23 protein-coding genes are annotated in these 24,361 nt (G+C 65.6%); 8 read left to right on the top strand and 15 right to left on the bottom strand.

Features of this window, described 5'->3' with window-relative positions; genetic code table 11:
- Positions 1-5: 5 nt before the first annotated feature.
- The 5 genes from F562_RS0115560 to F562_RS0115540 all read right to left on the bottom strand — a co-directional run bounded on the left by F562_RS0115560 (position 6) and on the right by F562_RS0115540 (position 6,448).
- Positions 6-1,289 carry a guanine deaminase gene (locus tag F562_RS0115560; RefSeq protein ID WP_018157897.1) on the bottom strand — a complete coding sequence of 428 codons (1,284 nt, stop codon included), beginning with the start codon at positions 1,287-1,289 and terminating at the stop codon, positions 6-8.
- Positions 1,286-2,107 carry a xanthine dehydrogenase accessory protein XdhC gene (gene xdhC / locus F562_RS0115555; protein ID WP_018157896.1) on the bottom strand — a complete coding sequence of 274 codons (822 nt, stop codon included), beginning with the start codon at positions 2,105-2,107 and terminating at the stop codon, positions 1,286-1,288. The genes F562_RS0115560 and xdhC overlap by 4 nt, the downstream gene beginning before the upstream one ends.
- Positions 2,064-4,448 carry a xanthine dehydrogenase molybdopterin binding subunit gene (gene xdhB, locus F562_RS0115550; RefSeq protein WP_018157895.1) on the bottom strand — a complete coding sequence of 795 codons (2,385 nt, stop codon included), beginning with the start codon at positions 4,446-4,448 and terminating at the stop codon, positions 2,064-2,066. Before xdhB ends, xdhC begins: the two co-directional genes overlap by 44 nt.
- Positions 4,445-5,878: a xanthine dehydrogenase small subunit gene (locus tag F562_RS0115545; RefSeq protein WP_018157894.1), complete on the bottom strand. Its 1,434-nt coding sequence runs from the start codon at positions 5,876-5,878 to the stop codon at positions 4,445-4,447. The genes xdhB and F562_RS0115545 overlap by 4 nt, the downstream gene beginning before the upstream one ends.
- A gap of 135 nt (positions 5,879-6,013) precedes the next feature.
- Complete coding sequence (locus F562_RS0115540) at positions 6,014-6,448, bottom strand: nucleoside deaminase (RefSeq protein ID WP_040386089.1); 435 nt, start codon at positions 6,446-6,448, stop codon at positions 6,014-6,016.
- Between the two features lie 65 nt (positions 6,449-6,513).
- Between F562_RS0115540 and upp the strand changes: the two genes are divergently transcribed.
- Entirely contained in the window at positions 6,514-7,158 is a 645-nt protein-coding gene (gene upp / locus F562_RS0115535; protein WP_018157892.1) for a uracil phosphoribosyltransferase, read from the top strand.
- A 66-nt stretch (positions 7,159-7,224) separates the two neighbouring features.
- On the opposite strand, the gene F562_RS0115530 is transcribed toward upp, so the two are convergent.
- Both F562_RS0115530 and F562_RS0115525 read right to left on the bottom strand, forming a co-directional pair.
- Positions 7,225-8,445 carry an MFS transporter gene (locus F562_RS0115530; RefSeq protein ID WP_018157891.1) on the bottom strand — a complete coding sequence of 407 codons (1,221 nt, stop codon included), beginning with the start codon at positions 8,443-8,445 and terminating at the stop codon, positions 7,225-7,227.
- Positions 8,442-9,014 (bottom strand): ArsR/SmtB family transcription factor, encoded by a 573-nt coding sequence (locus F562_RS0115525; protein WP_018157890.1) that lies wholly within the window; start codon positions 9,012-9,014, stop codon positions 8,442-8,444. Before F562_RS0115525 ends, F562_RS0115530 begins: the two co-directional genes overlap by 4 nt.
- A gap of 171 nt (positions 9,015-9,185) precedes the next feature.
- On the opposite strand from F562_RS0115525, the gene F562_RS20970 reads away from it, so the two are divergent.
- From F562_RS20970 to F562_RS0115490, 7 genes are all read left to right on the top strand, one after another.
- Positions 9,186-9,353: a hypothetical protein gene (locus tag F562_RS20970; protein WP_018157889.1), complete on the top strand. Its 168-nt coding sequence runs from the start codon at positions 9,186-9,188 to the stop codon at positions 9,351-9,353.
- Positions 9,354-9,358: 5 nt separating this feature from the next.
- Positions 9,359-10,180, top strand: coding sequence for a PH domain-containing protein (locus tag F562_RS20400; protein WP_083915577.1), 822 nt, complete (start codon positions 9,359-9,361; stop codon positions 10,178-10,180).
- Positions 10,181-10,240: 60 nt separating this feature from the next.
- A complete protein-coding gene (gene def / locus F562_RS0115510) occupies positions 10,241-10,816 on the top strand; it encodes a peptide deformylase (RefSeq protein WP_018157887.1) in 576 nt (191 codons plus the stop codon).
- A gap of 16 nt (positions 10,817-10,832) precedes the next feature.
- Positions 10,833-11,690 (top strand): SMP-30/gluconolactonase/LRE family protein, encoded by an 858-nt coding sequence (locus tag F562_RS0115505; RefSeq protein WP_018157886.1) that lies wholly within the window; start codon positions 10,833-10,835, stop codon positions 11,688-11,690.
- A gap of 141 nt (positions 11,691-11,831) precedes the next feature.
- Entirely contained in the window at positions 11,832-13,022 is a 1,191-nt protein-coding gene (locus F562_RS0115500; protein ID WP_245553665.1) for an iron-containing alcohol dehydrogenase, read from the top strand.
- Positions 13,019-14,356 (top strand): MadS family sensor histidine kinase, encoded by a 1,338-nt coding sequence (locus F562_RS0115495; RefSeq protein ID WP_018157884.1) that lies wholly within the window; start codon positions 13,019-13,021, stop codon positions 14,354-14,356. The genes F562_RS0115500 and F562_RS0115495 overlap by 4 nt, the downstream gene beginning before the upstream one ends.
- Positions 14,353-15,036, top strand: coding sequence for a MadR family response regulator transcription factor (locus tag F562_RS0115490; RefSeq protein WP_018157883.1), 684 nt, complete (start codon positions 14,353-14,355; stop codon positions 15,034-15,036). The genes F562_RS0115495 and F562_RS0115490 overlap by 4 nt, the downstream gene beginning before the upstream one ends.
- Before the next feature lie 7 nt (positions 15,037-15,043).
- On the opposite strand, the gene mftM is transcribed toward F562_RS0115490, so the two are convergent.
- The 8 genes from mftM to mftD all read right to left on the bottom strand — a co-directional run bounded on the left by mftM (position 15,044) and on the right by mftD (position 24,341).
- Entirely contained in the window at positions 15,044-15,922 is an 879-nt protein-coding gene (mftM, locus tag F562_RS0115485; RefSeq protein ID WP_018157882.1) for a mycofactocin oligosaccharide methyltransferase MftM, read from the bottom strand.
- On the bottom strand, positions 15,919-17,427 hold the full coding sequence (locus tag F562_RS0115480; protein WP_026181320.1) for a VWA domain-containing protein: 1,509 nt from the start codon (positions 17,425-17,427) through the stop codon (positions 15,919-15,921). Before F562_RS0115480 ends, mftM begins: the two co-directional genes overlap by 4 nt.
- Before the next feature lie 10 nt (positions 17,428-17,437).
- On the bottom strand, positions 17,438-18,613 hold the full coding sequence (locus tag F562_RS19550) for an AAA family ATPase (protein WP_018157880.1): 1,176 nt from the start codon (positions 18,611-18,613) through the stop codon (positions 17,438-17,440).
- Positions 18,614-18,707: 94 nt separating this feature from the next.
- A complete protein-coding gene (mdo, locus tag F562_RS0115470; protein ID WP_018157879.1) occupies positions 18,708-20,000 on the bottom strand; it encodes an NDMA-dependent methanol dehydrogenase in 1,293 nt (430 codons plus the stop codon).
- Between the two features lie 198 nt (positions 20,001-20,198).
- Positions 20,199-21,617 (bottom strand): mycofactocin biosynthesis glycosyltransferase MftF, encoded by a 1,419-nt coding sequence (mftF, locus tag F562_RS0115465; RefSeq protein ID WP_018157878.1) that lies wholly within the window; start codon positions 21,615-21,617, stop codon positions 20,199-20,201.
- Entirely contained in the window at positions 21,614-22,393 is a 780-nt protein-coding gene (locus F562_RS0115460; protein WP_018157877.1) for a mycofactocin-coupled SDR family oxidoreductase, read from the bottom strand. The genes mftF and F562_RS0115460 overlap by 4 nt, the downstream gene beginning before the upstream one ends.
- Complete coding sequence (gene mftE / locus F562_RS0115455; protein WP_018157876.1) at positions 22,390-23,103, bottom strand: mycofactocin biosynthesis peptidyl-dipeptidase MftE; 714 nt, start codon at positions 23,101-23,103, stop codon at positions 22,390-22,392. The genes F562_RS0115460 and mftE overlap by 4 nt, the downstream gene beginning before the upstream one ends.
- Complete coding sequence (gene mftD, locus F562_RS0115450; protein WP_018157875.1) at positions 23,100-24,341, bottom strand: pre-mycofactocin synthase MftD; 1,242 nt, start codon at positions 24,339-24,341, stop codon at positions 23,100-23,102. Before mftD ends, mftE begins: the two co-directional genes overlap by 4 nt.
- Positions 24,342-24,361 lie beyond the last annotated feature (20 nt).

The following is a 24,361-nucleotide window of genomic DNA, read 5'->3' as shown; positions in this document are numbered from 1 at the left end:
ATCGCCTATCGGTCGCCGCCAGCAATCCACGACTGGCGCACGTCGGCGGGCGTTCCCAACGCAAAGATGCGGGCTAACGCATCGGCGTCACTCACCGCATATTCAAGGTTGGTGGCAAGGACCGAGCCGCGGTCGGGCTGAATCCAGATGGCATCGAACTGCTTGCCGACCGACAAATCGCCCACCTCATCGCCCAGTCCAAGCGCGAGCGCACCAGCCCGTGTCGCAAGCCAGAGCAGATGGGCCGAGGTCAGCGGGAATCCCTCCTCGCCTTGTAGTTGCTGCAAGAAGTAGGCCTGCAAGCCTTCCTTGAGAAGGGAGAATCCGGTGCCCGCGCAGACATCTGAGCCGAGCGCCATTCGTACCCCAGCATCGTGGTGCCGACGCATCGGAAAATGTCCCGAGCCGAGGGAGGCATTGCTGGTGGGACAGTGCGCGACCACGGTCGCGGTCTCCGCGAGGCGGGCCAGTTCGCGGTCACTGGGATGCACGTTATGTGCCAGGACGGCGCGCTCACCAAGCAAGCCGTGTCGGTCGTAGGTGTCGAGGTAGTCGCGGTAGGTCGAACCAAAGAGCTCGCGAACCGTGTCGACTTCACGCACGTTCTCGTTGAGATGGGAGGTGAAGTACGCACCGTCGACCTCGTCGAGAATGCTGCGGCAGGCCTCGAGCATCGCGGGTGTGGTGGACAGCGCGAAGCGTGGTGTCACGGCGTAGCGCAATCGCCGGTGACCGTGCCACGCATCCGCCAGGTCGCGCGATTCGCGGATGGCCCGTTCCGGATCGGTGTGGAGTTCGTCGCCCAACATCCGGTCCGACACCACCAGGCCGCTGGTGATGCGTAGGCCGGATGCGTCAGCCTGTCGGAAGAACTCATCCATCGCAGGCGCAAAATGTGCACCGAACACCAGCGCGGTGGTGGTTCCGCTGGCTCGCAACCCAGCGAGGAAGTCACGCGCCACCCCGCAGGCGTATTCGGTATCGCCAAGACGTGCTTCTTCAGGGAGCGCCCGTTGGTCGAGCCAATCGAGCAGCGGCATACCGAGCCCGCCGATGGCGCGTACCTGCGGCAGATGGACATGCGTGTCGACGAGGCCGGGCAGGAGTACGCCGTCAGCGAGGGTGACGACCTCCTCGTCGGGGTGACGCGCCAGGACCGCACTCGCATCGTCCCGCTCGATGATGAATCCGTCGCGAACCAAGAGCGCAGTGTCTGCGCCAGCGCGCAGCGTTCCACCGGTGAAGGGATCTTCAGGGGTATCGATCACGCGGCCCCTGAAAACGGTCACGTGCGAGCACTTTCGACCGGCGGGCGGTTCGCAGCGATTCGCTGGAGGGTGGCCGCTGCCACCGAAACTGCAATGACCGCAGGCTCTTTGCCGTCGAGGTTGGGAAGACCGATGGGTGTGATCACGCGTGCTAGATCGTCGTCGGTATGACCCTCGTCTGCGAGGCGACCTCGAAATCGGCTCCACTTCGCCGAGGAGCCAATCAACCCAATGGATCCGAGGTGGCTATGGCGAAGCGCGCTGTCAATGAGCGCGATGTCCTCGCTGTGGTCATGGGTCATCACGAGTACGTGAGTGCCGCTCGGAATCTGCCCGAGCACGAGTTCGGGCACCGGCGAGTGGTGAGCCGTCACGTGCGCAGGGCCGTCCAGCCGGCTCACGTGCGCGTCACTGATCTGGTCGGCGCGCGAATCGACCACGTGCAAGTCGAGGTGCTGGCGATCGAGGATCCGCGCGAGTTCCCAGCCAACGTGACCCATCCCAAAGATCGCGACGGCCGGAACTACCGCGATGGGGTCGAGCATGACCGAAACCTCACCCCCGCAACACTGCTGGCCATAGCTCGTCGGCGACTTGTCGTTGAGCCGGAACGACAGTGACCGTGGTGCGGTCACGCCATCGCGCAACATCTCCCGCGCTTGAGCGATCACCGTCTCCTCGAGATTGCCACCGCCGACACTGTCCCAACTCCGCTGCGCCGCAACGACCATCTTCGCGCCAGCCGCTCGAGGGGTATGCCCACGCGCCTCGGTCAGCGTCACGAGGACGCCGGCCTCACGCGTGGACCGCAGGAACCCGATCGCTTGGTGCCAGTCCATCCGCCACCTCCCCACTGTCCCGCGCCTCAGTCAGCGCCCAGTAGACCGCCTCGGGTGTGGCCGGTGATGCCAACTCGACGCACGTCCCGGCTGGCCCGAACGCGGCCGCCGCTTGCCGCAGCGCTTCGCGCACGCAGAACGCCAGCATCAAGGGCGGCTCCCCCACCGCCTTCGACCCATAGATCGCGCCCTCTTCGTGTGCTTGCTCCAGCAGCGTGACGTTGAATTCCTGTGGCATCTCGGAAAAGCTGGGCAACTTATAGGTCGAGGCCGCCTGAGTGAGGAGGCGACCACGATTGTCGCCGTCGGCGTCCTCCCAACGAAGGTCTTCGAGCGTCAACCACCCTGCGCCCTGGACGAATCCGCCTTCGACCTGGCCGATATCAACCAGCGGTGACAGGCTGTCTCCAGCATCGTGGACGATGTCCACACGGCGAGTGGTGTAAGCGCCGGTATATCCCTCGACCTCGACCTCCGCTGCTGCGCAGCCATAGGCGAAGTACTTGAACGGCGAGCCCTGCATCACGCTGGTATCCCAGTGCAGGCCCTCGGTCCGATAGAACCCAGCGGCCCACAGTTGAACGCGCTGCATGTAGGCATCGGCCACGACGCTCTTCCACTCCATGCCGTCGCGCTCGCGTCCAACGGCGCACACTTGTCCGCTGGCAAAGCGAACGTCCGCTGGACTTGCGCCCAGGCGCTGCGCCGCAACCTGCGCCAGCCGCTCGCGGATCTGGTCGCACGCGTTCTTGACTGCGCCACCATTGAGGTCGGCGCCTGAACTTGCAGCTGTAGCAGACGTATTCGGCACTTTGTCTGTGCGCGTCGGCGCGAGGCGTACAGCACTCATCGGCAAACCAAGTGCCGTCGCCGCGACTTGCAACATCTTGGTGTGCAGCCCCTGACCCATCTCCGTGCCGCCATGGTTAATCAGGACCGAGCCGTCCTTATAGACGTGCACAAGCGCGCCAGCCTGATTGAAAGCGGTGAAGTTAAAGGAGATTCCAAACTTCACTGGCGTGATGGCTAGGCCACGCTTGCGGTCTGCATGACTGGCATTGAAGGCAGCGATCTCCGCTACCCGCCGGTTCCAGTCACCTGTGCTCTTCACCTGAGCCCAACTTCGATGCAGACGCTCAGCCTGACGAACCGGCTGGCCGTACGGCGTGGGCTGGCCTTCGACGTAGAGATTGCGGCGACGAAGCTCTTCGGCATCGATGCCAAGCGCTGGCGCACACCGACCGAGAATGTCCTCAATGACGATCATGCCCTGAGGCCCGCCGAATCCGCGGAAAGCTGTCTGGGAGGTCTTATTGGTCTTCGCCAACCGGCCGTGCACCCGTACATCGGGAATCCAGTAGGAGTTCTCGATGTGACACAACGCGCGAGCCTGCACGGGCTCGGACAGGTCGAGACTCCATCCAGCGTCAGCAGTCAGGGTGACATCGAGCGCCTGGAGGAGCCCGTCGTCGTCAAAACCGACGCGCCATTTTGCGTGAAACCCATGGCGCTTGCCGGTCATCGTCATATCAAGAGTTCGGTTGAGCCGCAGGCGAACTGGCCGCCCGGTCAGGGTCGCACCAAGGGCCGCGATCGCGGCGAAGCCGTGCGGCTGCATCTCCTTGCCGCCGAAGCCGCCGCCCATACGAAGGCATTGCACCGTAACTTCGTGGCTCGCACGACCGAGGACGTGCGCGACGATCTCCTGGGTTTCAGTGGGGTGTTGGGTGCTGGCCTGGACGAAGATCTGATCGTTCTCGTCGACGATCGCCAGCGAGGCGTGGGTTTCGAGGTAGAAGTGCTCCTGGCCGGAGAACTCGAACTCGCCATCGAACACGCGTCGTGCGCGCGCCATGCCCGCCTCGCAGTCGCCACGCTGCATGGTCGGCGACGCCCCTTGGAAACTCTCGGCCGCGATGGCCTCGCGCACGGTAATCACCGACGGCAACGGCTCATAGTCGACCTCGACGATGGCTGCCGCCTGGCGTGCGGCCTCGAGAGTTTCGGCCAGCACCCACGCGACGGCGTGACCGACAAACATGACCTCTGAGGGGAACAAGGGCTCGTCGTGCTTGGTGCCCGCGTCGTTGATGCCGGGCACATCCTGGGCGGTCAGGATGCGCACCACACCATCGAGCGCGAGCGCCGCGTCCAGCCGCACGTCGAGGACTCGGGCGTGGGCGTGCGGTGATTGAACGGGCCACGCGTGCAACGCATGGGGGGTGCGATCGACCAGGTCATCGGTGTAAAGCGCACGGCCGGTGACGTGCGCCGCTGCGGCCTCATGCGGCAGGACTGCACCGACCTGTGCATGCTCGGGACGCTCAGACAGGGCGCTCATCGCGGCACCTCCGCATGGTCGGCGTGCAACTTGCGTAAGGCCATCCCCAACATCGCCGAACGGTAGGCGGCTGAAGCGCGATGATCATCCATGGGCGTTCCCTCTGCGGCCATGACTCGCGCTGCACTCACGACGGTTGAGCGATCCCATGGCTGTCCTTCCAGTGCCGACTCCGTGGCATAGGCCCGCAGCGGAGTTGCCGCGACCCCGCCCAGACCAATCCGCGCCTTGCGCACCATTCCACCCTCGATCTGCAGCGCGAATCCGACTGCGACAGAAGAGATGTCGTCGAACCGGCGCTTCGCGATCTTGTGGAAGGCGCTAGTCGTTGACAGTGGCAGGGGTATGCGTACAGCCTTGATGAGTTCGCCTGCCGCCCTGACGTGTTGGCGGTACCCGGTGAAGTAATCGGCCAAGGGAATCTCGCGCTCACCGTCGCGGGAGGCGAGCACGAGGGATGCTTCCAGTGCCAGCAACGCTGGCGGCGCGTCACCAATCGGCGAGCCCGTGCCGAGGTTTCCGCCGAGGGTGGCGTTATTGCGAATCAGTCGAGACGCAAATTGCGGAAACATCTGGTTGAGCAACGGGATTCGGTCATCGAGTCGCCGCTCGATCTCCGACAGTGTCAGGGCCGCACCCATCGTGATGTGCGCGTCTTCGATCTCCAGGGAACGCAACTCATCGAGGTGGTCGATCGCCACGAGCAGCGGAACTCTTCTCGCCTTGAGGTTGGCATCGACCCCCCAGTCGGTCGAGCCCGCGACGAGGACCGTGTCGTGGTGAGTGGCGATCAGATCGAGGCACTCCCGGAGATCGCGAGGCCGAACGAACGTCCCGTCGGGACCCTCGAGAGTGCTGGCGGTGGGACGTGGTGGCGCCTGGTGCGTACGCGCCAGCAGCGGGTCCCCACTGTTCGGCTCGCCCAACGCGTAGGCGGCCTCTTGAATAGGTCGATAGCCCGTGCATCGGCACAGGTTTCCCGAGAGTGCGTGCAGGTCGAATCCGTTGGGCCCATGTTCATGGGCGGATTCGCCAGACGCATCGGGCGCCGCTTCGGCACGCCCCGGTCGGTAGTACTCGGCAGCCATGCTGCACACGAAACCCGGTGTGCAATAACCGCATTGGGATCCCCCGCGGTTGGCCATCTCCGTTTGTACCGGGTGGAGGTCATCGGGTGACCCGAGCCCCTCGGAGGTCACAACTTCCTGACCATGGAGGGTCGCCGCGGGGATGAGGCAGGAATTGATCGGGGTCCAGGTGGTGCCGCCGTCCTCGCCCGCCCTGGCGACGAGTACCGCGCACGCGCCGCACTCGCCTTCAGCGCAACCCTCCTTGGCGCCGGTCAGACCTTGGCCCCGAAGCCAGTCCAGGGCATTCGTGTGGGACGTAACCTCAAGCGTCCTGGCGCTTCCGTTGACCGTGGCGTGCATAGATCCCATCATGCGCGCAGGAGGTTGTCCTGGCTGGGCGATTCTCGACATGCCTGAATCTCCCTCCCCATAAATTCCATATTGTGGAATGTGAATTACGTAGAATGGAACGCTAGACCGGTCATCGCACCTCGGTCAAGAGCGCCGGCGACCAAAGAACGCGGTCAGCTCGGCAGCGCACTCCTGCTCGCGGATGCCACCGACAACTTCGATCCAGGTCGGGGTCCGCCGGTCCCGCACCAGGTCCCACACGCTGCCACACGCACCGGCCTTGGGATCCCACGCGCCAAAAACGATGCGTCCCACCCTGGCTTGGGCGAGCGCACCCGCACACATCGCGCACGGTTCGAGCGTCACGACAACGGTGAGGCCATCCAATCGCCAGCCACTCCGCGAACGCGCAGCATCACGGACCGCGAGCAACTCAGCATGCGCCAATGGGTCGCCGTCCGCCTCCCGACGGTTCACTCCTTGGCCCCACGTCACCCCACTCTCGTCCACCAGGACGGCACCGACCGGGACATCCCCCGTATCGGGGGCCATCCGGGCCAACTCGAGCGCGCGATCCATCCACCCGGCGTAGCGCTCGGCGAGCGAGGGGGGAAGCAGGTCATCCACGAACTAGAGTCTGACGTATGCGCGTCATCGTGGCCGACCACCCGCTCATTGCTCACAAGCTGACCTATCTGCGGGACCAGCGGACCGACTCACCAACCTTCCGACGACTGGCCGAAGAGCTCATGACCCTTCTGGCCTATGAGGCGACCCGGGAGGTGCGCGTCGAACCGTTCGAGATCGAGACGCCGGTAGCGCCCACCACTGGAATCAAGTTGTCGACTCCAAAACCGCTCATCGTCCCGATCCTGCGTGCCGGGCTCGGCATGCTGGAGGGCATGGTGCGGCTGCTGCCGAGCGCCGAAGTCGGCTTCCTCGGGATGGTGCGCAACGAGACAACCTTGGAGGCCGTCACCTACGCCAACCGACTCCCAGACGACCTCTCCGGCCGCCAGTGCTACGTCCTAGATCCGATGCTGGCCACCGGGGGGACGCTCGCGATGTCGATTCGCTATCTCGCCGAGCGCGGAGCCGATGACATCACCGCGGTCACGCTGCTGTGCGCACCCGAAGGCATTGAGGCCGTACGCCAAGAACTGGCCGACCTCGACGTCCCCATCACGCTGGTCACCGGCGCCGTCGACGAACGACTCAATGACAAGGGCTACATCGTGCCTGGCCTCGGCGATGCCGGCGACCGCCTTTACGGCGTCGCCGCCGACTAACCCGGAACTAACTGCGATACGTGCCCCCTGACCGGGAAATTTCCCAGTCAAGGGCACCTAACGCAGTTAGTTCGCGACGCGGGACAGGTTGCGGACGCTCGGGACAGCCAGCGTGGCCAGGCACAGCGCGGCGTACGCCACGCCAGCGCAGACGACGAGTGGGCCCGGGTCGACTGCCTCGGCCAACCAGCCAAAAACCACCGTCCCGATGGGGATGGCGACAAACGAGCCCAACATGTCGTAGGACCACACGCGCGACTGCGCCTCGGCTGGGACGTTCTCCATCACGGCAATCGACCACCCCGTGCCAAACACGTTGCCGCCCGCCCCCGCAAAAATAGCGATGGGGATCAAGACCCACAATGTCGGCGCCAGTCCGAGCGCCATGATGAGCGGTACGAGGCACGCGATACCGATCATGCCGGCCCGCAACGGGTGCTTCATGTCTCCCCGGATCAGGATGAAGGTCATCACCAAGGCGCCGACGGCCTCGGCGGATAGCACCAGACCCCAGCCTCGCTCGCCCAGAGTCACCGGATGCTCTTTCGCGAAGTACGGCCCCAGCACGGAGATCACTCCGACGTGAATCGCGTTGAGGAAACCGAAGGCCACCACGACCGCCCAGAGCCAGGTCCGCGAAGCGAACTCGCCCCACCCTTCACGCAGGTCGGCGACCATGCTCGACTCGCGCTTGATGACTGGCGGCAACGCGACCATGGCTAGGGCGATGACGGCCACGGCATAGGTGCCCGCATCGACCGCGAGCGCCCACCCCGCACCCGGACCGGCAACAATGGCCCCGGCGATCGCCGGGCCGAGCAACAAGCTGCCATGCCGAGTGAACGACATTAACGAATTCGCCTGCTGCAAAAGCCGATACGGGACTAACTGCGGGATGATGCCTTGCATAGCGGGCATCGTGAACGCCGACACCGCCCCGTTCAGGCACTCAATCACCAGCACCGACATGACCGTCGCGTGCCCGCTGATGATGAGGCACGCCACCAGCCCCTGAGTCAATCCCGTCAGGATGTGCGAGACCTGGAGCACCACTCGTCGGGAAACCCGGTCGGACACCACCCCTCCGATGAGGAGGAAGACCACGAGCGCGACCATCCGTCCAGCGACGACCAACCCGACCGCCGACGGCGAGTTGTCGATCTCTAGAACCGCGAACGCGAGAGCGACCGGCGCCATCGACGACCCCAGGGAGGAGACCAACCGCGCGAGGAAGAACCAGCGAAAGTCCTTAATTGCCAGCACTTCTGAGGCGCGGGATCGGCTCACGACTCGCCACCCTCGGCCATACGCATCCGGAACAGGCTGGCGACGAAGCTCACCGGAATCGCCCCCTCGGTGCGCGGCGGGCGGGCGTTTCGGTGGGCGAGGCTGCTCGCGCGCTGGACGAGTTCGACGACCTCAGCCCAGACCTCCGGCTCGATCCAGGTCTCCAGGTCGGTGAAATCGTTCGGGATGTCGTTGGCGGCGGATGGCCGATAGTGATGGGACCGCCGTTGCAGCTCGCTCGAGATGGCGGCCACGATCATCGGAAACTCCTCGGTGGCCTGCGCCGCCGTGGGCCGCGCCGCACGCCCCTCCCGCGGCGCGTTGCAGTCGAGGACGTAGCGATAGCGCTTGGCCACCCCGCCACGCACCTTCTCGGTGCCTGCAACCTCGATGAGACCGCAATCGGCAAGCTGGCGCAGGTGGTAACTCGCGTTGGCCTGGGTGAGGTCGAGCTCGCGGGCGACCTCGGCCGCGCTGAGCTCGGCGCCGGTGAGGAGCGACATGATCCGCAGCCGGGCGGGGTGGGCGCTGGCCCGCAGTCGGCGCACTGCGTCATCTCCCAAAGACATGTTGGAGAGTGTCTATGCGGCGTCGGCCAGTGTCAAACACTCCTTTGGGAGTCGTCGACATTCAGCCCCTGCCTCGGCGCGTCACATCCGTCACAGGGGTCACTCCTGTGGCACCATCGAATGGTTCTGTGCCACCCGGGTGCGGGGCATACATTTCTCGAAGAGGGCGTCATGGCCAAAGTCCGGCAGTTCGTGCCGTGGGTGATCGCGGCCTTCTTCGTGTATGCCGTCATCACCTCGCCCGACAAGTCGGCCGACACCGTCCGCAACCTCTGGGACATCCTGAAGCAGGGCTTCGAAAACATCGGGCAGTTCTTCGCCAACCTGCTCGGCGGCTAACCGCGATGGGCGAGTTCGACCGGCGTGCCATCGCCCGCCTCGCCCCTTACCGCCTGCCCGAGGAGCGCCTCCGGGTGGCGATGCAAGAACACTGGGCCGCCAAGATCGAACCGGTCCTCACGACACTGGTCTCTCTGGTGATGGTCCTCATGATCGGCAGTCTGATGCCGGCTCGGCTGGGGATGCTCGCCGACCTGGCCTGGTGGCTGTGGTTCGCCCTTCTCGCCCGACTGGCCTGGACGTTCATCAATTGGCACGTGAGTTGGTTCGTCGCCACCAACAAGCGCCTCCTGCTGATCTACGGCGTCGTCACCCGCAAGGTGGCGATGATGCCGCTGAGCAAGGTGACCGACATGTCGTACTCGCGCAGTCCACTCGGGCAACTCCTCGGGTACGGCACCTTTACGCTCGAAAGCGCGGGCCAGGAACAGGCGCTCCAGCGCATCACCTTTGTCCGGAATCCCGACACGACCTATCGCACCATCTGCCAAGAGATCTTCGGCGATGAATCTCTCGCGACCGACGACGACAACGGTTGGGACGACCCACCGAACGATGACGGCGGCGACGGCTGGTCTGGTCCCGACACCGGACCCCGACCGCCAGACACCTTGCACGACACCGACCTTCCCGTTCAATCGATCGGCGCCTACCTGCTGCCGGAAGATCGTTCGTCCTTTGGGCGGCGCTGGATTCGGCGTCGCCGCCGGACCGTGCCCGATGCTCCGACCGGGTTGGTTGACGATGCGCCTGCCGTCGAGGTGAGCCGCGAGCACGCCTCCGACTACGAACGAGTCCCCAAGAGCACAGACGGCTGGTGGGACTAGCCGAAGCCCGACGTTCTAGGCTTACGCGGCGTACGACGTCATCGACCCGGAGCAACCACCATGGCCGTCCGTCCCATCACCGTCATCGGCCACAAGGCCCTGCACCAACCGACCAAGAAGGTCCGCGAGGTGACCGACGAAATCCGCACTCTGGTTGCGGACATGTTCGACACCAACGAAGCCGCGAATGGTGCTGGGCTCGCAGCGAATCAGGTCGGTGCGCGCTGGCGCATCTTCATCTATGACTGCGAAGACGGCGACGATGTGCAGCAGCGAGGGCACGTCATCAATCCGGTCCTGGAGCGCGGGCCGGTTCCGCCGGGCGACCCCGAGCCGTCCGAGGGCTCCGAGGGGTGCCTGTCGGTTCCCGGTGAGTGGTTCCCGACGTCGCGAGCGACCTGGGCGCGGGTCACCGGCACTGACCTCGATGGCAACCCCGTGGTGGTGGAGTCTGACGGGGGCACCCTCGCCCGCTGCTTGCAGCATGAGACCGACCATCTCGACGGCAAGCTCTATGTCGAGCGCCTGAGCCCGACGCTGCGTCAGCAGGCCCGGGATGCGGTCAAGAAGCGTGGATGGACCGATGCGCACATCACCAAATGGGATCCCCTGACACAAGACGCCGAAGACGTCTGATCTCTAGGCTGACGGTATGCGCGCTGAACCCCTGTCCTCCCCGCACGCCTACCACGCCGAGGGCCCGATCTGGTGGGAACCGTGGGGCGGCCTTCGCTATGTCGACATGCTCGCCGGCGACATCCTGTTGCTCGGCGATGACGGGACCGTCACCCGCACCCACGTCGGCTCCGTTGCCGCAGCGATGCGTCCCCGGTCCGGTGGTGGCGCCGTCGTCGCGGGCGAACGCGGCTTCCTCCTGGGTCACGCCAACGATTTGTCTGACCTGACGCCTGCGCGAGAGTTGTGGACTGGCAACGAAATTCGCTTCAACGAAGGCGGCTGCGACCCGTCAGGAGCGTTCTACTGCGGCACGATGGCATACGCCGTCACGCCGGGCGCAGCGTCGATGTGGCGGCTCGACCCCGATGGCTCGACGAGCGAAATCTTGACGGACCTCACCATCTCCAATGGCTTGGGGTGGTCGCCAGACGGCACGCTCGCGTATTACATCGACACCCCGACCCGCACGATCAGCGCCTTCGACTGGTCCCCCGAAGCGGGACTGACAAACCGACGGCCGTTCGTCGAGTTGGACGCCTCGGTGACGGGCGGACCGGACGGGTTGACCGTGGACGCCGAGGGCGGCGTGTGGGTGGCGTTGTTCGGCGGCGCGGGCGTTCGACGCTATTCGCCCGAGGGGAGCCTCGAGGCCATCATCACGGTCGAGCCATCCCAGGTCACCGCGTGCACCTTCGGCGGACCGGATCTCGACACGCTCTACATCACGACGTCCCGCGAGAACCTCGGCGATGACGAGGAACCTCTCGCCGGAGCGGTATTCGCCTGCCAGCCAGGGGTTCGTGGGCTGCCTGCGCTGCCGTATTCGGGCTAACTGCCCGAATCACCCGATCGGGCTGGTCGACCCCTGCCTGATCGGGTAGGTCTGCAGCGCGAAGGTGTTCGGACCGGGTAGGTGCGACCTACCATGATCGGACCTGGACACCGCCACGGGCGACAGCCGACGGAGGACGACGTGACCGACTTGGTGCGAGCACGGCCCGACGGAGACGACAGCGCGGCCCTCATCAAGTTCCACGCACCGGAGATCGTCTTCGGAGACGGTGCCCTCGCTGAGATCGGCTTCGCCGCGCGACGACTCGGCGCACGACGTCCGCTCATCGTGACTGACAGGGGCATCGTTGAAGCGGGTTGGGTGACGATCGCCCAACGCCACCTGAGCGACGTCGGGCTGCATTCGATCATCTTCGACGAAATCACGCCGAACCCCCGCGAGCACGAAGTCGAGTCAGCGCGCGAACTCTACGAGGCGGAGGGGTGCGACGTCGTCATCGGCATCGGCGGCGGTTCCGCTATGGATGCCGCGAAGGGAGTCGCGATCCTCGCTGGCCAGACCGGCTCGATCCTCGACTACCGCGGGGTCGACCACGTCCGCCACCAGATCCCTCCCCTCCTCATGGTTCCCACCACTTCCGGCACCGGCGCCGACGTGAGCCAGTTCTGCATCGTCACCGACACCACCCGGCACGTGAAGGTCACGATCATGGGTCGAGCGCTGGTCCCAGAGATCTCGATCACCGATCCGCGCCTGCTGGTCACCATGCCGGAGTGGCTCAACGCCGCCACCGGGTTGGACGCGCTCACGCACGGGATCGAGGCGTTCGTGTCTCGCGCGCATAACCCGCTTGCCGATGTGCACGCCCTGCACGCGGTCGGTCTGGTCGACCAGCACCTTCTCCGCACGATGACCGCACCGACCGACAGCACGGCCCGCTCGGGGATGGCGCAAGCCAGCCTCAACGCGGGACTGGCGTTCACCAATGCGATTCTCGGCGCGACCCACGCCATGAGCCACCAGGTCGGCGGTCTGCTCGATGCCCCGCACGGCGTGATCAACGGGGTCCTGCTCCCCCACGTCATCCGCTACAACGCAGAGAGCGCACCCGAACGCTTCATCGACATCGCTCGACACCTGGGCATCGGGGAAGTGGGCGCGCCGGGTGAGGAGGTGGCCGAGGCCCTTGTCGAGCGCATCCGGATGCTCGCTGATGAGGTTGGCGTACCGCGGACGCTGCGGGAACTTGGCCTCGACGAGAGCCATATCGAGGCGCTCTCTCGCAACTCGTTGGACGATGCCTGCCTGACCACCAACCCCAGGTCATCCGATGCCGCCGATATCGAACGCATCTTCCGGGCCGCGCTGTGAGCTCCGACGCCTCCGATCTGTCCCGGCTCACGGGGGTCCGCTCGGGCAAGAACTCCTACTACCCGGCCTTCGTGCGATCGAACGAACGGATGCAACGCACCGTCCGGGCCATGGATCGCATCTCGCGCGCCGTCGTACGCACCGCCGATGCTCCACTGGCCGTCCTGGAGGCCGTCGCCTCAGCCGCAGCCGTACACCTTGACGCGGCGTGGGTCGTTCTTGGGCTCTCCGACGGCCATGTCCACGGTGCTCGGCCGCGCTACGTCGCGGTCGGACCGGACGGCCGGATGCGCGCTGCCGATGAGGATCTTCCCGACGTCGCGCGACGCGAACTCGGTGCCATCAGAGCGGGTCACGCCGTCCCGACGGCGCGCACCGACAGTTGGACGCGCATCCCGATGTACCTCGAAAGCCGACGCGTGGGCGGGCTGTCGATCTTTCATCCCAGCATCCCGCACCCCGAATCGGAGGATTTGGCCGCGCTGCGCGTACTCGCCGGGTTCGCGGCCATGGCCTTGCACACCTCGGAGCAACACCGGAATGGCGCCAACCTGCACCGCGAGGCGCAACGGCTGAAGCGTGAAGCACAGGCACAAGCACAAGATCTCGCGCAACGCACCGCAGAGCTACACGCCACCGAACAACGACTGGCTGTCGCGATCCGGCGCCAGTTGATCGACGACGAACGCCACCGGATCGCCCGCGAATTGCACGACAGCGTCACGCAGTACGTCCTCTCTGCGGGAATGGCGGTCGAGCTGGCGCGGGGAGAGGCGGAGGCCGCTGGCCAGACCGATCTCGCCTCCCAGCTTGGCACCGCGAAGTCCTTGACGCAGACCGCAGTCGAGCAGATGAGGTCCGCGATTTATGCGCTGACGGCGGGTCAGCACGATGACGTCGGGTCACTCCAGGAACTCATCAAGGAACTGGTCGCCCACCACACCTCACTGCTCAACATCACCCTCGTGACCGAGGGCGAAGACACCCACCTTGGCGACGCCATCCACCACGAGATCGCCCGAGTAGTCGGCGAGGCCCTCTTCAACGTGCTGGTCCACACCGATGCCCGGCACGTCTCGATCCGGTTGCGATACCGCCAGAACGATCTCTTCGTCTCGATCTCCGATGACGGCGACGGCGACCCCACGGCGCTCCGGCGCGTTCTGCGCCTGGAGCAGGCAGCAGTCGGTGATGGCCGACACCGCGGCCTGGCCAACATGGACAAACGCATCCGCTCCATCGGCGGCAATCTCGCCTTCCGGCGGGCGACGATGGGCGGCGTTCGGGTCGTGTCGCGCATTCCCATAGAACGCGACGAGGAGGCAGCGTCATGAACCTAGAGTCCGAACGCACCCAGCCAAGCATCGAGCTCGGTGTCGTGGATGAGGTACGGATCATGCTGGTCGATGATCACGCGATCGTCCGCCAAGGACTGCGCTCGGTGCTGGAACGCGAACACGATCTGCGGATCGTCGGCGAAGCGTCGAGTCCCGCCGAGGCCCTGCCACTCGTCGCGCATGCGCAACCGCAGGTGGTCCTCCTCGACCTGAAGCTGTCGACCTCCTCGGACAGCGAGGGCATCGACCTGTGCGCGGAACTCACCGCGAGGCATCCCGGTCTGGCGGTCCTGGTCCTGACGACCTTCCTCAACCAAGACCTTGTGCTTCGTGCGATTCGGGCCGGTGCACGCGGCTATGTGGTCAAGGACGTCGACACCTCCGGACTCGTGCGTGCCATCCGTGACGTCAGCGGAGGCGGCAGCGCCTTCGACCCCCGCTCTGCCGCCGCGATGGTCAGCGGGCTGAACGCCCCAGAGGCCCTACCCGAGCTCACCTCGCGCGAACGCGAAGTCTTGCAGCTCCTGGCGCACGGCCTCTCGAACCGGTTGATCGGCAAGCGGCTGTTCATTTCCGAGACGACAGCGAAGTTCCATGTCGGCAACATCCTGCGCAAGCTCGGCGCCGCGAGTCGGGCCGAAGCGGTCTACGAGGCGTCCAAGCTCGACCTGCTCTGACCGGGGTTCACGCTTCGACGACGAGCCAGCCGCCGTGGTGCTCGCGCACCCCAAACGGTCGGCCGCTTTGCTGGCCCCAGTTGGTGAGGTCATCGAGCGTGATGCAACGGACGTGGCCGAAGGTCGGGTCCGGGGTTTCTTCCAATGGCACGGCGATGATCGTTCGACGCCGTGCGACACGAAGGGCTTCCCTCAGAATGCGTTCCCCGGTGTCGTCATCGACGTGCTCGAGCAGGTGGAGCGCCAGCACGGTGTCGACTGAACGATCAGCCAAGGGCACGTCCGCGGCGTCGATGATGGCGGTCTGGAGTGGAGCCCCTAAGGCGTGGGCTACCTGCCCTAGCAGGTGCATCGTCCCCGGGTTCAGGTCAGACGCGGTGGCTTGGTGCCCGTTGAGCGCGAGGTGCAGCGACAGGAACCCGAAGCAACTTCCCAGTTCGAGAACTGAGCCCGCAGGTACGAGCTCCGCGGCAAAGGTGCGGACCGCCGCCAGCTCGGACATGGGCGCGGCAACGCTCTGCTCCAACCCCGCTCGATAGAAGCTGGTCCATGCGTCGATCGCCTCACTCTCCTTGGCGTCGAACGTCCGCACGATGCCGACGAAAACCCTTTCAAACAGGTCGATTTCATCGATCACACCCGCGCCACCAAGCTCATCGACCAGAAGCGTCGTCAGGCCCTCGCCTCGGTGTTCTGGCGGCACGCTATGCCATACGCGCAGTTGGGCACCTGTGGTGTCGACGACGAAGTAGCGACTGCGCAGAGCCGTGGCACCGCCCACCCTTTCCAGGCGGTTGACCCTGCGGACCTCGACTAGGTCATCGAGATAGGCACCGTCGACGAGTGGGCCAACGGGGTCGATCGCTGAGAGGGCCGCGGCGCTCACAGTGGGCCTCCCGAACGGGAGGTCCGCTCCAAACCTGCAAGATCGCGGACGACCTCCACTCGGTCGCACAGCGGCGCGTACTGCGGCATGGCGCAGGTGCCGAGCCGCCATGACCGGGAGGGCTCAGGACTGAGCCAGACGACTGACTTGGCGCGGCGGGCGATCTGCGCAAAGCTGTCCAGCCCTGGGTCTTTGCCGTTGCTGCGGCCGTCGCCAAGCACCACCACGGACGTGCGGTGGTTGATCGCGTCCGGATAGTTGTGCAGGAACTGGTCGAAAACCGTCCCGTAGTCAGAGCTGGCGTCGGGGTCGAGGATCTCTCCCCCGAAAATCAGACCGAGGGCATGCTCGACGGGATGAGTCCGGAATAGCTCGGTCACTTCGACCAACTCGTCGACGAAGCCAAACGAGCGCACGTGCCGGAACTGAGACTGCATCCCGTGCATGACGTGCAGCGTGAAGCGTGCGGTCACCCGGACCGACAGGGAGACGTCGGCGAGGACCACCACACGCGGTCGCTCCCGAACCTGGCGAACCCGGACCGGCGTGAACGGCACACCGTCGTAGCGCATGCTCGACCGAGTCGTACGAATGGGCTCGATCCGGCCCCGCGGATGAGGCTTCTTGCGCTGACTCAGGCCGCCATGCAGATCATGGGCGAGCCTGCGCAAGGATTCCTCCAAGCGCTCTCGCTCAGCCGGAGACACTCGATCAAGGACGACCGGGCTGATATCGCCGGCGACCTGGGTCGTCCGCCGCAGCCCGGCCAATCTCCGCAGGTGGTCGGCGAGGTGCGCGGGGAGACGCTCCAGCAGACCGGTGATCTGCGCGTCGTCGAGAGACGGATCCGAACTGCTCGATCCGGCGGCTCCAAGCCAAGTCAGCAGCCGATCTTCCTCGTCGTCGGATAGCGTCACATCCAGTGCCTGACCCGTCGCTGGGCTGAGCGAACCGGGGTTCTCGACCCCCCGCGAACGGGACACCTCTAATTGGACCTTCATCCCCGTTCCACGGGAGGTCGCGCCTGAGGGACTGAACGACACTTCGTCCGACATCGCCGCAAGATCCGCGATATCAGCGTCGTCATCAAGGTTCGAGCCGGAGCGCAGCACATCGGGATCGAAGAACTCCCGCATGTCGGCCTCGCCCGCCGACCCACTCTGGATCTCGGCAGCGCCCTGTGTCCCATCGACCAGAGCCATCTCGTCCAGCGAGTCCGAGGACTGGCCATCGCCGCCGTCAGACATCTCCGCCGACGACCCACCGGCTTCTACGACGTCCCGCGCCTGTCCGCCGCCGAAGAAGAGGTCGAACACCTCATCGAAGGTCGTGAGATCGCTCGGCCGGGTCACAAAACACGCGCGCAGTGCCGCCCGGAAACGTGCTCGATCGGCGAGTACGCCTGGGAGCGCGGCGCATCCGGCGGCGTCGATCACCTCTGCGGTACTCACCCGGACCCCATGGAGGCGGAGCATCTGCGCAAAACGCTGCAGCGATGCGTCCATGCGCGCGGCCTTAGACCGGACGGCGTCGCGAGCCGGATGCGCCCGATCCACGCCCGCCAAAGAAGGCCGCCGCGCCATGCCGACCCGGGCGCTCGCGTTCGTCACGAGTGTCTCGCGCATCGTCCGGCTCGTGGATGACCGCTGGACCGTCCGTCACGCCCTGCGGGCGGGACCGGTCTGAAGCATCCGACGGCACCGGCTGCGCCTCTGGGCCGGCAGGCTTGTCCGCCCAGTCTCCGTCTCCGTCTCCGTAGCGCGTCGCGATGTGCTGCAACGCCCGCTCAAGATCGCGCTCGTATTTGAGGACGACATTGGCCGTGTTGTCGAGCGTGCCGCGCTCGAGCTCGGTGACTCCGAGCACCGCGAGGGTACGCGCCCAGTCGACGGTCTCGGCGGTACTCGGAGCCTTGCGAAGGTCGAGGCCACGCAACTCCTGTACGAGCGAAACGAGTTCCTCGGCGACGGCCTCATTCAGCCCAGTCTTCTTCGACTTCAGGATCTCCAGCTCGCGGTCATGTTCTGGGTAGTCAAGGAAGAGGTGCAGGCAGCGACGCTTCAACGCCGCGGAGAGGTCGCGCGTGTTGTTGGACGTGAGGATCACCAGCGGCGGGTAGACCGCCTCGATGGTGCCAATCTCCGGGATGGAGATCTGGTTCTCGGCGAGAGTCTCCAGCAGTACGGCCTCAAGAGCTTCGTCCGAGCGATCGACTTCATCGATGAGCAGGACGACGGGTTCGGGATTCCGCATCGCCTTCAGGAGGGGGCGTTCGGACAGGAATCGTTCGGAGAAGAACACCTCCTCACGGGCCGCGATGCGCCCGACCGCCTCGTCGAGATCGGCTGCGTCGCCGACGATTTCGGCGATCTTCTCGCGCAAGATCTGCGTATAGAGCAGCTGCTTGCCGTAGTCCCACTCATACAGGGCGCGAGACTCGTCCTGACTCTCATAGCACTGCAACCGGACCAACTCGCGGCCAAGAACTCGAGCCAGGCTGCGAGCCATGTCGGTCTTGCCCACGCCAGCCGGTCCCTCCAGCAGGAGCGGGCGCCCGAGCCTGCTCGCGATGAAGACCGTGGTGGCGATCTGTTCATCACACAGATAGCCGACCGACCCCAGCCGATGGGCGACCTCGTCCACATCGGCGAACAACTCATCCTCAACCTGGACGCTCTCGGGCTGGCTCATCTCACTCCTCGGGGTCGGAAAGCTCAACTGCTGGTGGCCGCGAGCCGGCCCTTGGGATAACCAGTGACCGACTCGCGGGGCCAAGTGGTGCAGGTCAGGTCAGCAGGTCGTCCAAGTCGCCGTTGTAGGCGTGGTCGACCACCGGCCGCACCGAGTCGAAGGTGCACTCGCGTGGGTTCGCCTCCGTGCACGCATCGCCCAGAACGTGGTTGGTGATGTTGTCGATCGTCTCCGCGTCGCCCGTCACCGTCGGGCGATCCTTGTAGAACTCGGTCGGGCCTTCACCCAGGCGGTTCTTCTCGTGCGTGCCCTTGGTGATGTCAGTGAACTTCTCTGGGATACCGCAGTCACGCAGCAGCCGGATCGATGCCGCGACGGCCGCGTCGGCTGCCTGCACGGTGGTCATACCGCCGATGTCGACGCCCATGGCCTGCGCGATCAGCGCATAGCGCTTGTACCGCGCGGGCAAGTTGAACGCCCAGACGCGCGGCAAGGCGATCGCGTTGTTGAGTCCGTGGTGGGTGTCGAAGAACGCACTCGTCGCGTGGCTCACCGAGTGGATGATGCCCAGGCCGCCGGAGTTGAAGGCCTGCGCGGCGATGTACTGCGCGTTCATCAAGTCGGTACGCGCGGCCAGGTCATAGCCGTTCCAGGTCGCCCGCACCAGGCTCTGGCTCACCAGCTCGATGGACCGCAGCGCGTTGCCATACGAGGGCTCGAAGTCCAGTCGGGACACGAATGGCTCGGAGCCGTGCGCGAGAACGTCGAAGCCACACTGCGCAGTGAAGTGTCGTGGGCAGTCGTAGTACAGCACCGGGTCGTCGATCGCGAGGGTCGGCACGGCGGCGTCATCGAAGGCGACGTACTTATGCGGCTTCGACGGGTCGGTCGTGGTGTCGGTGATGACGTACGCCCAGGATGTTTCCGAGCCGGTGCCAGCCGTCGTAGAAATGGCGATGTGCGGTGGATTCTTCGGATTCTCAGACTTGTTGAAGCCTTCGAACTCATTGACATTGCGGCCATCGTGCGCGACCGAGATCCGGGCGCCCTTGCAGGCGTCGTGCGAGGAACCACCACCGATGGAGACGAACGAGTCGCAGTCGTTCTCCATGTAGGCCTTCGCGCCGTCCATGGCGTTGTAGTCCTTGGGGTTGGACTCAACCTTGTCGTAGAGCACTACGTCGAGCCCGTGGTACTTCAACGACCCGACGATCTTCTCGACTACGTCGGTGCCCCGCAGTCCGGACGTCATGACCAGCACCTTGCGGAAACCGAGCTTGAGCGCCTCTGGGCCCACGATCTCGTGCGCTCCCGGGCCGAGCAGAGCGCGCGGGAAGGGGTGGAACTCTTTGATAGGGAACGGCTTGATCAGCTCGTCAACTTGCATCGGACTCTCCTCTAGATCGGGTGCCGGATGCCAGCGACGCTATGTGACCAAAGTCATATCTAGTAGGCCCCCAAGCGGATCCCAACCGTAAGGATTGGTCGCGACCTGCCAGACCGGATAGGTCGCGCCCGCGCCGCGTCGAACCTTGTCCGGGGCATGCCGAATCACCATGTGTCCCAACGTGATAGCCAGCCGCGACTAACGCGATGCCGGCCGTCGTGGGAGAAGGCAAGCCATCGACCTGGACCGCAAGGCGCCTACCCAGAGGCCGGATCCATAGGCGAGGTCATCGAGGCGTCGAGAGAGCGGCGCACAGCGCGCCCTCGGGTGGTCGATCCGGGCTACGACGATGTCGACCAGCAGGGCCGAAAGGTAGGCGCGGCGCACATTTCTGCTGCAGATCGCGGCAAGAGCAAGCGCCGGCCACCAGTGCCGCAGCAGGAGCGCTGCCTCTTGCCGGATGGCCCATCCCAGACCTTGCAAACCAAGGCGAAGGACCAACCGGCGGCGGTGCTCCGAGGGTGGGAGCCGGAGGTGCAGATTGCGGGTGGCCACCGCCAACCCCAGCGCCACGACTGGGACGGACCATGCCCGCCGGACGAGTACGGCGGCGGCCGCGATCGCCATCGTGGCCGACATGATGGCGGGGGCACCATTGCGACCGTGGCGCTGTGCGAGTGCAGCACCACCCGTGCCGTAGAGGAACTTTCGGCCGAGCCAATCCCGGACGGTCGTGCGGGTGTCGTGCCACGCGGTCTCATCGGGGTCGTAGCGCACCCGGTCACCGAGGTTGACCAGTCGCCAAACCAGGTCGACGTCCTCCCCTACCCGCATGTCCTCAGCGAAACCGCCCACCTCGCGCAGCCGATGAGTTCGAGCGACCAAGCACGCGCTCGGGAGCCAGGCGACTGCGGCGCCCGGCCTCACGGAGCAGGATCGGGTGCCGAGCGCCAAGGACGACACCTGCTCGTCGAATCGCTCAAACCATCGCGGCGCGGCTGAGCGGGACGCGCTGCGTACGAGCGGACCGGCCATCGTGACCGACTGGTCGGAGAAGTGCCGACACAACCGACAGAGGGTGACCGGACTGACGGTGACATCTGAGTCGACAAAGGCGACATAGGGAGTCATCACCTCTGCCAGACCGGCATTGCGCGCTCCGGCCGGTCCGAGATTGACGGGCAGGCGCAACACTCGGGCGCCATGCCGGTTCGCGACCTTCGCGAGGGCTTCTGGGTCAAGGGATTCGTCGTCGACGACGATGACCGATGCGCCCTGGAGCACCGCGAGCATCCGATCGAGTTGCCCGACCCGGTCGCGTACGGGGACCACCACCGTCAGCTCGGCTGGGTCGACTCCATCGCCGGTCAGCACCGGATCGGCAACATTGCCGTCGACCAACTGCGCCGCCAGCGCCGCCGAAACCGAATCACATACGTGGATATCGCCGTCCGCGATCGCGATCAACTCCTGCGCCGCCGACGTCAGGCGCACCGCCCGCAACGGCGAGCCACCCACCAGAAGGTCATCGCTCACCCGCCGCACATCGCTTCGGACCCGCACGGACATTCCGCGCGAAAATCGTTCGACCGGAAGGACATTCAAGCGAGAAGTCATGGTGAGAAGCCGCCGTCCGCGTGCACGACCCCACCATTGAGCGCGGCACCGTCGACTGAACAACAGTGCACGATCGTCGCTGCGACCTCAGGTGCTGTTAAGGGTCGGCGCAACAGTTGTCGCGTCACGAGGTCATCGACACTGGTGCCGTAAAGGGCTGCGGTCTGCGCCAGCATCTGGGTGTGAGTCGACCCGGGCGATACCGCGACGGCGGAGATGCCCGTGCCGACCAGGTCTGCTGCGAGCCCCCGCACCAGACCGACCACCGCATGCTTTGCCATCGTGTAACCCGCGAGCCGGTACAGCCCGTGCGAACCGGCGGCCGAGGCGATGGCGATGAACCGGCAGCCCTGGGGTGCAGGTCCGCTCAACATCGCGGGGATCACGGCCGCCGCCGTGTTCCACACGCCCCGCACGTCGATGTCCCACAGCAGATCAAGCTCGCCCTGATCGGTCTCCCATAGGGGTGAACCCCCACTGACGACAGCCGCTCCAGCGACCGCAACATCGAGTCGGCCCCACCTCGAAAGAGCATCATCGACCACCGAGTTGAGGGCCGCGGGGTCACGGACATCGGCAACGCGAGTCAGCACATTCGGTCGCCCGTGGGCCACCTGCTCGAGGTCGTCGATGGTCGGCATCGCGTAGGGAGTTGCCGCAGGCCCCGCACACCAATCGAGGGCCACGACGTCGACTCCGTCGTCGGCGAGGCGGCTGACCACGGCAGCCCCGATCCCCCGGGCCGCGCCGGTGACCAAAGCGACCCGTTCACTCATGCAGACCCACGCCGTTCCAGGACACCATCGAGGACCTCCTCAACCATGGCTGCGAGGAAAGCTGTTCCCTCCCGCGCCGAGGCGCCGCTGGGATCCCCCAGCACGCCATTAGCCGAAACGGCGCTGACCCCACCGGCGAACATGTCGGGCAGAATTTTGTGAAGCGGCAACGTATTTCCAGGCTCTGAGGAGTCCAGGCGCACCTCGTCGGGGGCCAGGGCCAACATCAAGGACGTCTCTGTCCGTCCTGCATGCAGGTCCGCGCCTTCGATGCGGCACGCCACCCACCGAACGTCATGACCTTCGTGCACGAGTTGGTCGACTGCGTCGCGGACTGCTTGGACATTGCCTCCGTGCCCATTGACCAGAAGAACACGGTCGGCCCAGGTGCGTACCGAGCGCACGATCTCGACGAGGACCTGGCGTAGTACCGCAGTCCCGATCGAGACGGTCCCAGGAAACGACTGATGCTCGCCGCTGGACCCCATCGCGACCGGCGGAGTCACCACGGTCTTCTGTGCCGCTGCGCAGAGCCGCTCCGCGACGCCATGAGCGACGGCGACGGCAATTGTGGTGTCAGTATGCAGCGGCAGGTGCGGACCGTGTTGCTCCAGGGATCCGACGGGCACGATCACGAGGTCCGGCATACCCACCTGTGGCCAAGTCGTCGACTCCAGCGACGTCATCGTGGTGCCTTCGACGGCGATCACGACGCCGCGTGCTCGCTCGCTGGTTGTCCAAGCGCGCGGTAGAAGCCATCAGGGACGAGCAGGTGATCGGGCGTCAGCTCAGAGACTGAGGAGAGGCCCAAGCCCCGCAGCGCCGAATCGACGCCACCGTTCAGGACATCGAGAACGTTCTCGACGCCTGCTTGCCCGTTGGCCGCCAAGCCCCACAGGTAGGCCCGACCGATGAGGACCGCTTTAGCGCCAAGTGCGACCGCCTTCACCACGTCCGAGCCGCGCCGGACACCGCCATCCATCACGACGTCGATCTGGTCACCCACCCGGTCGGCGATGGGCTTCACCATGCGGATCGCAGCAGGTGTGCCGTCCAGGTTGTTGCCACCGTGGTTGGACACCGAGATCCCCGCGACCCCGACATCGACCGCGCGGAGCGCATCGTCGATCCGGCCGACTCCTTTGAGGATGAACGGTGTTCCGCTGATCTCGGTCCAGGTGTCGCGCATCCATTTCACGTCATCCCACGTGGGAGGCGGCGTAGTCATCCACTCGAAGTACGCGCCAAAGAAGGTCGGTGCAGAACCGCCGGGGGGCGCGAGGTTGGGCGCGGTCAGGTCGGGAATCTGCCCAGTGCGGCCGAACTCCCAGAGCCAGCCCGGCCGCAAGGCGACCTGGGGCGCCATGCGGACCATCGTTCGCAGGTCGACCTTCTCCGGAATCTCTGGACTGCCCCAGTCACGGCCCATCGAGAAGGACCAGTCGAGGGTCGCGATCAGGCCCTGCGCGCCAGCGTCGTGTGCCCGCTGCATTCTCTGCACCATGACGTCACGCGCTCCAGTCCAGTACATCTGGAAGAAGGTGATCGCTCCGGTCTCGGCAACCTCTTCGACCGATTTGGACGCAAAGTTTGAGAGCCCCATGATCGTGCCGCGGGCCGCCGCCGCGCGAGCCACCGCGACCTCGCCGTCAGGGTGCACAGCCTGAACCCCCGTCGGGCTGATGAGGACCGGCGAGCCCACCTGATGGCCAAACACCGTGGTGCTCTGGTCGCGCTCGGTCTGCTGGCCGACGACATGTGGCGCAAAACCAAGTTCGGCGAATGCCGCCTGGTTGTCAGTCACACTCTGGCCCCGCTCGGAGCCAGCGATGAGCGCGCCATACACCGGCTTCGGAAGCCTCTTTCGGGCACGCTCCTGCGCCACCGCAACTGACTCGAACCAGGGGTTGCGCTTCCACGGATTCTGTAGCCATTCCGCCTTGGGCATCGAGGTCTCCTGGGTAGTTC

The sequence above is a fragment of the Demetria terragena DSM 11295 genome (assembly GCF_000376825.1).
Taxonomy (GTDB): domain Bacteria; phylum Actinomycetota; class Actinomycetes; order Actinomycetales; family Dermatophilaceae; genus Demetria; species Demetria terragena.
Note: the sequence above shows the minus strand (reverse complement) of the source record. Positions and strands in the feature narration are given on the sequence as shown.

Bases quoted from the DNA above. Each gene is read 5' to 3' on its own strand.
- xdhC (WP_018157896.1), bottom strand. From the start codon at position 2,107: ATGGACTGGCACCAAGCGATCGGGTTCCTGCGGTCCACGCGTGAGGCC.
- xdhB (WP_018157895.1), bottom strand. From the start codon at position 4,448: ATGAGCGCCCTGTCTGAGCGTCCCGAGCATGCACAGGTCGGTGCAGTC.
- F562_RS0115545 (WP_018157894.1), bottom strand. From the start codon at position 5,878: ATGCACGCCACGGTCAACGGAAGCGCCAGGACGCTTGAGGTTACGTCC.
- F562_RS0115540 (WP_040386089.1), bottom strand. From the start codon at position 6,448: ATGGATCGCGCGCTCGAGTTGGCCCGGATGGCCCCCGATACGGGGGAT.
- upp (WP_018157892.1), top strand. From the start codon at position 6,514: ATGCGCGTCATCGTGGCCGACCACCCGCTCATTGCTCACAAGCTGACC.
- F562_RS0115525 (WP_018157890.1), bottom strand. From the start codon at position 9,014: ATGTCTTTGGGAGATGACGCAGTGCGCCGACTGCGGGCCAGCGCCCAC.
- F562_RS20970 (WP_018157889.1), top strand. From the start codon at position 9,186: ATGGCCAAAGTCCGGCAGTTCGTGCCGTGGGTGATCGCGGCCTTCTTC.
- F562_RS20400 (WP_083915577.1), top strand. From the start codon at position 9,359: ATGGGCGAGTTCGACCGGCGTGCCATCGCCCGCCTCGCCCCTTACCGC.
- def (WP_018157887.1), top strand. From the start codon at position 10,241: ATGGCCGTCCGTCCCATCACCGTCATCGGCCACAAGGCCCTGCACCAA.
- F562_RS0115505 (WP_018157886.1), top strand. From the start codon at position 10,833: ATGCGCGCTGAACCCCTGTCCTCCCCGCACGCCTACCACGCCGAGGGC.
- F562_RS0115490 (WP_018157883.1), top strand. From the start codon at position 14,353: ATGAACCTAGAGTCCGAACGCACCCAGCCAAGCATCGAGCTCGGTGTC.
- F562_RS0115480 (WP_026181320.1), bottom strand. From the start codon at position 17,427: ATGGACGCATCGCTGCAGCGTTTTGCGCAGATGCTCCGCCTCCATGGG.
- F562_RS19550 (WP_018157880.1), bottom strand. From the start codon at position 18,613: ATGAGCCAGCCCGAGAGCGTCCAGGTTGAGGATGAGTTGTTCGCCGAT.
- mdo (WP_018157879.1), bottom strand. From the start codon at position 20,000: ATGCAAGTTGACGAGCTGATCAAGCCGTTCCCTATCAAAGAGTTCCAC.
- mftF (WP_018157878.1), bottom strand. From the start codon at position 21,617: ATGACTTCTCGCTTGAATGTCCTTCCGGTCGAACGATTTTCGCGCGGA.
- F562_RS0115460 (WP_018157877.1), bottom strand. From the start codon at position 22,393: ATGAGTGAACGGGTCGCTTTGGTCACCGGCGCGGCCCGGGGGATCGGG.
- mftD (WP_018157875.1), bottom strand. From the start codon at position 24,341: ATGCCCAAGGCGGAATGGCTACAGAATCCGTGGAAGCGCAACCCCTGG.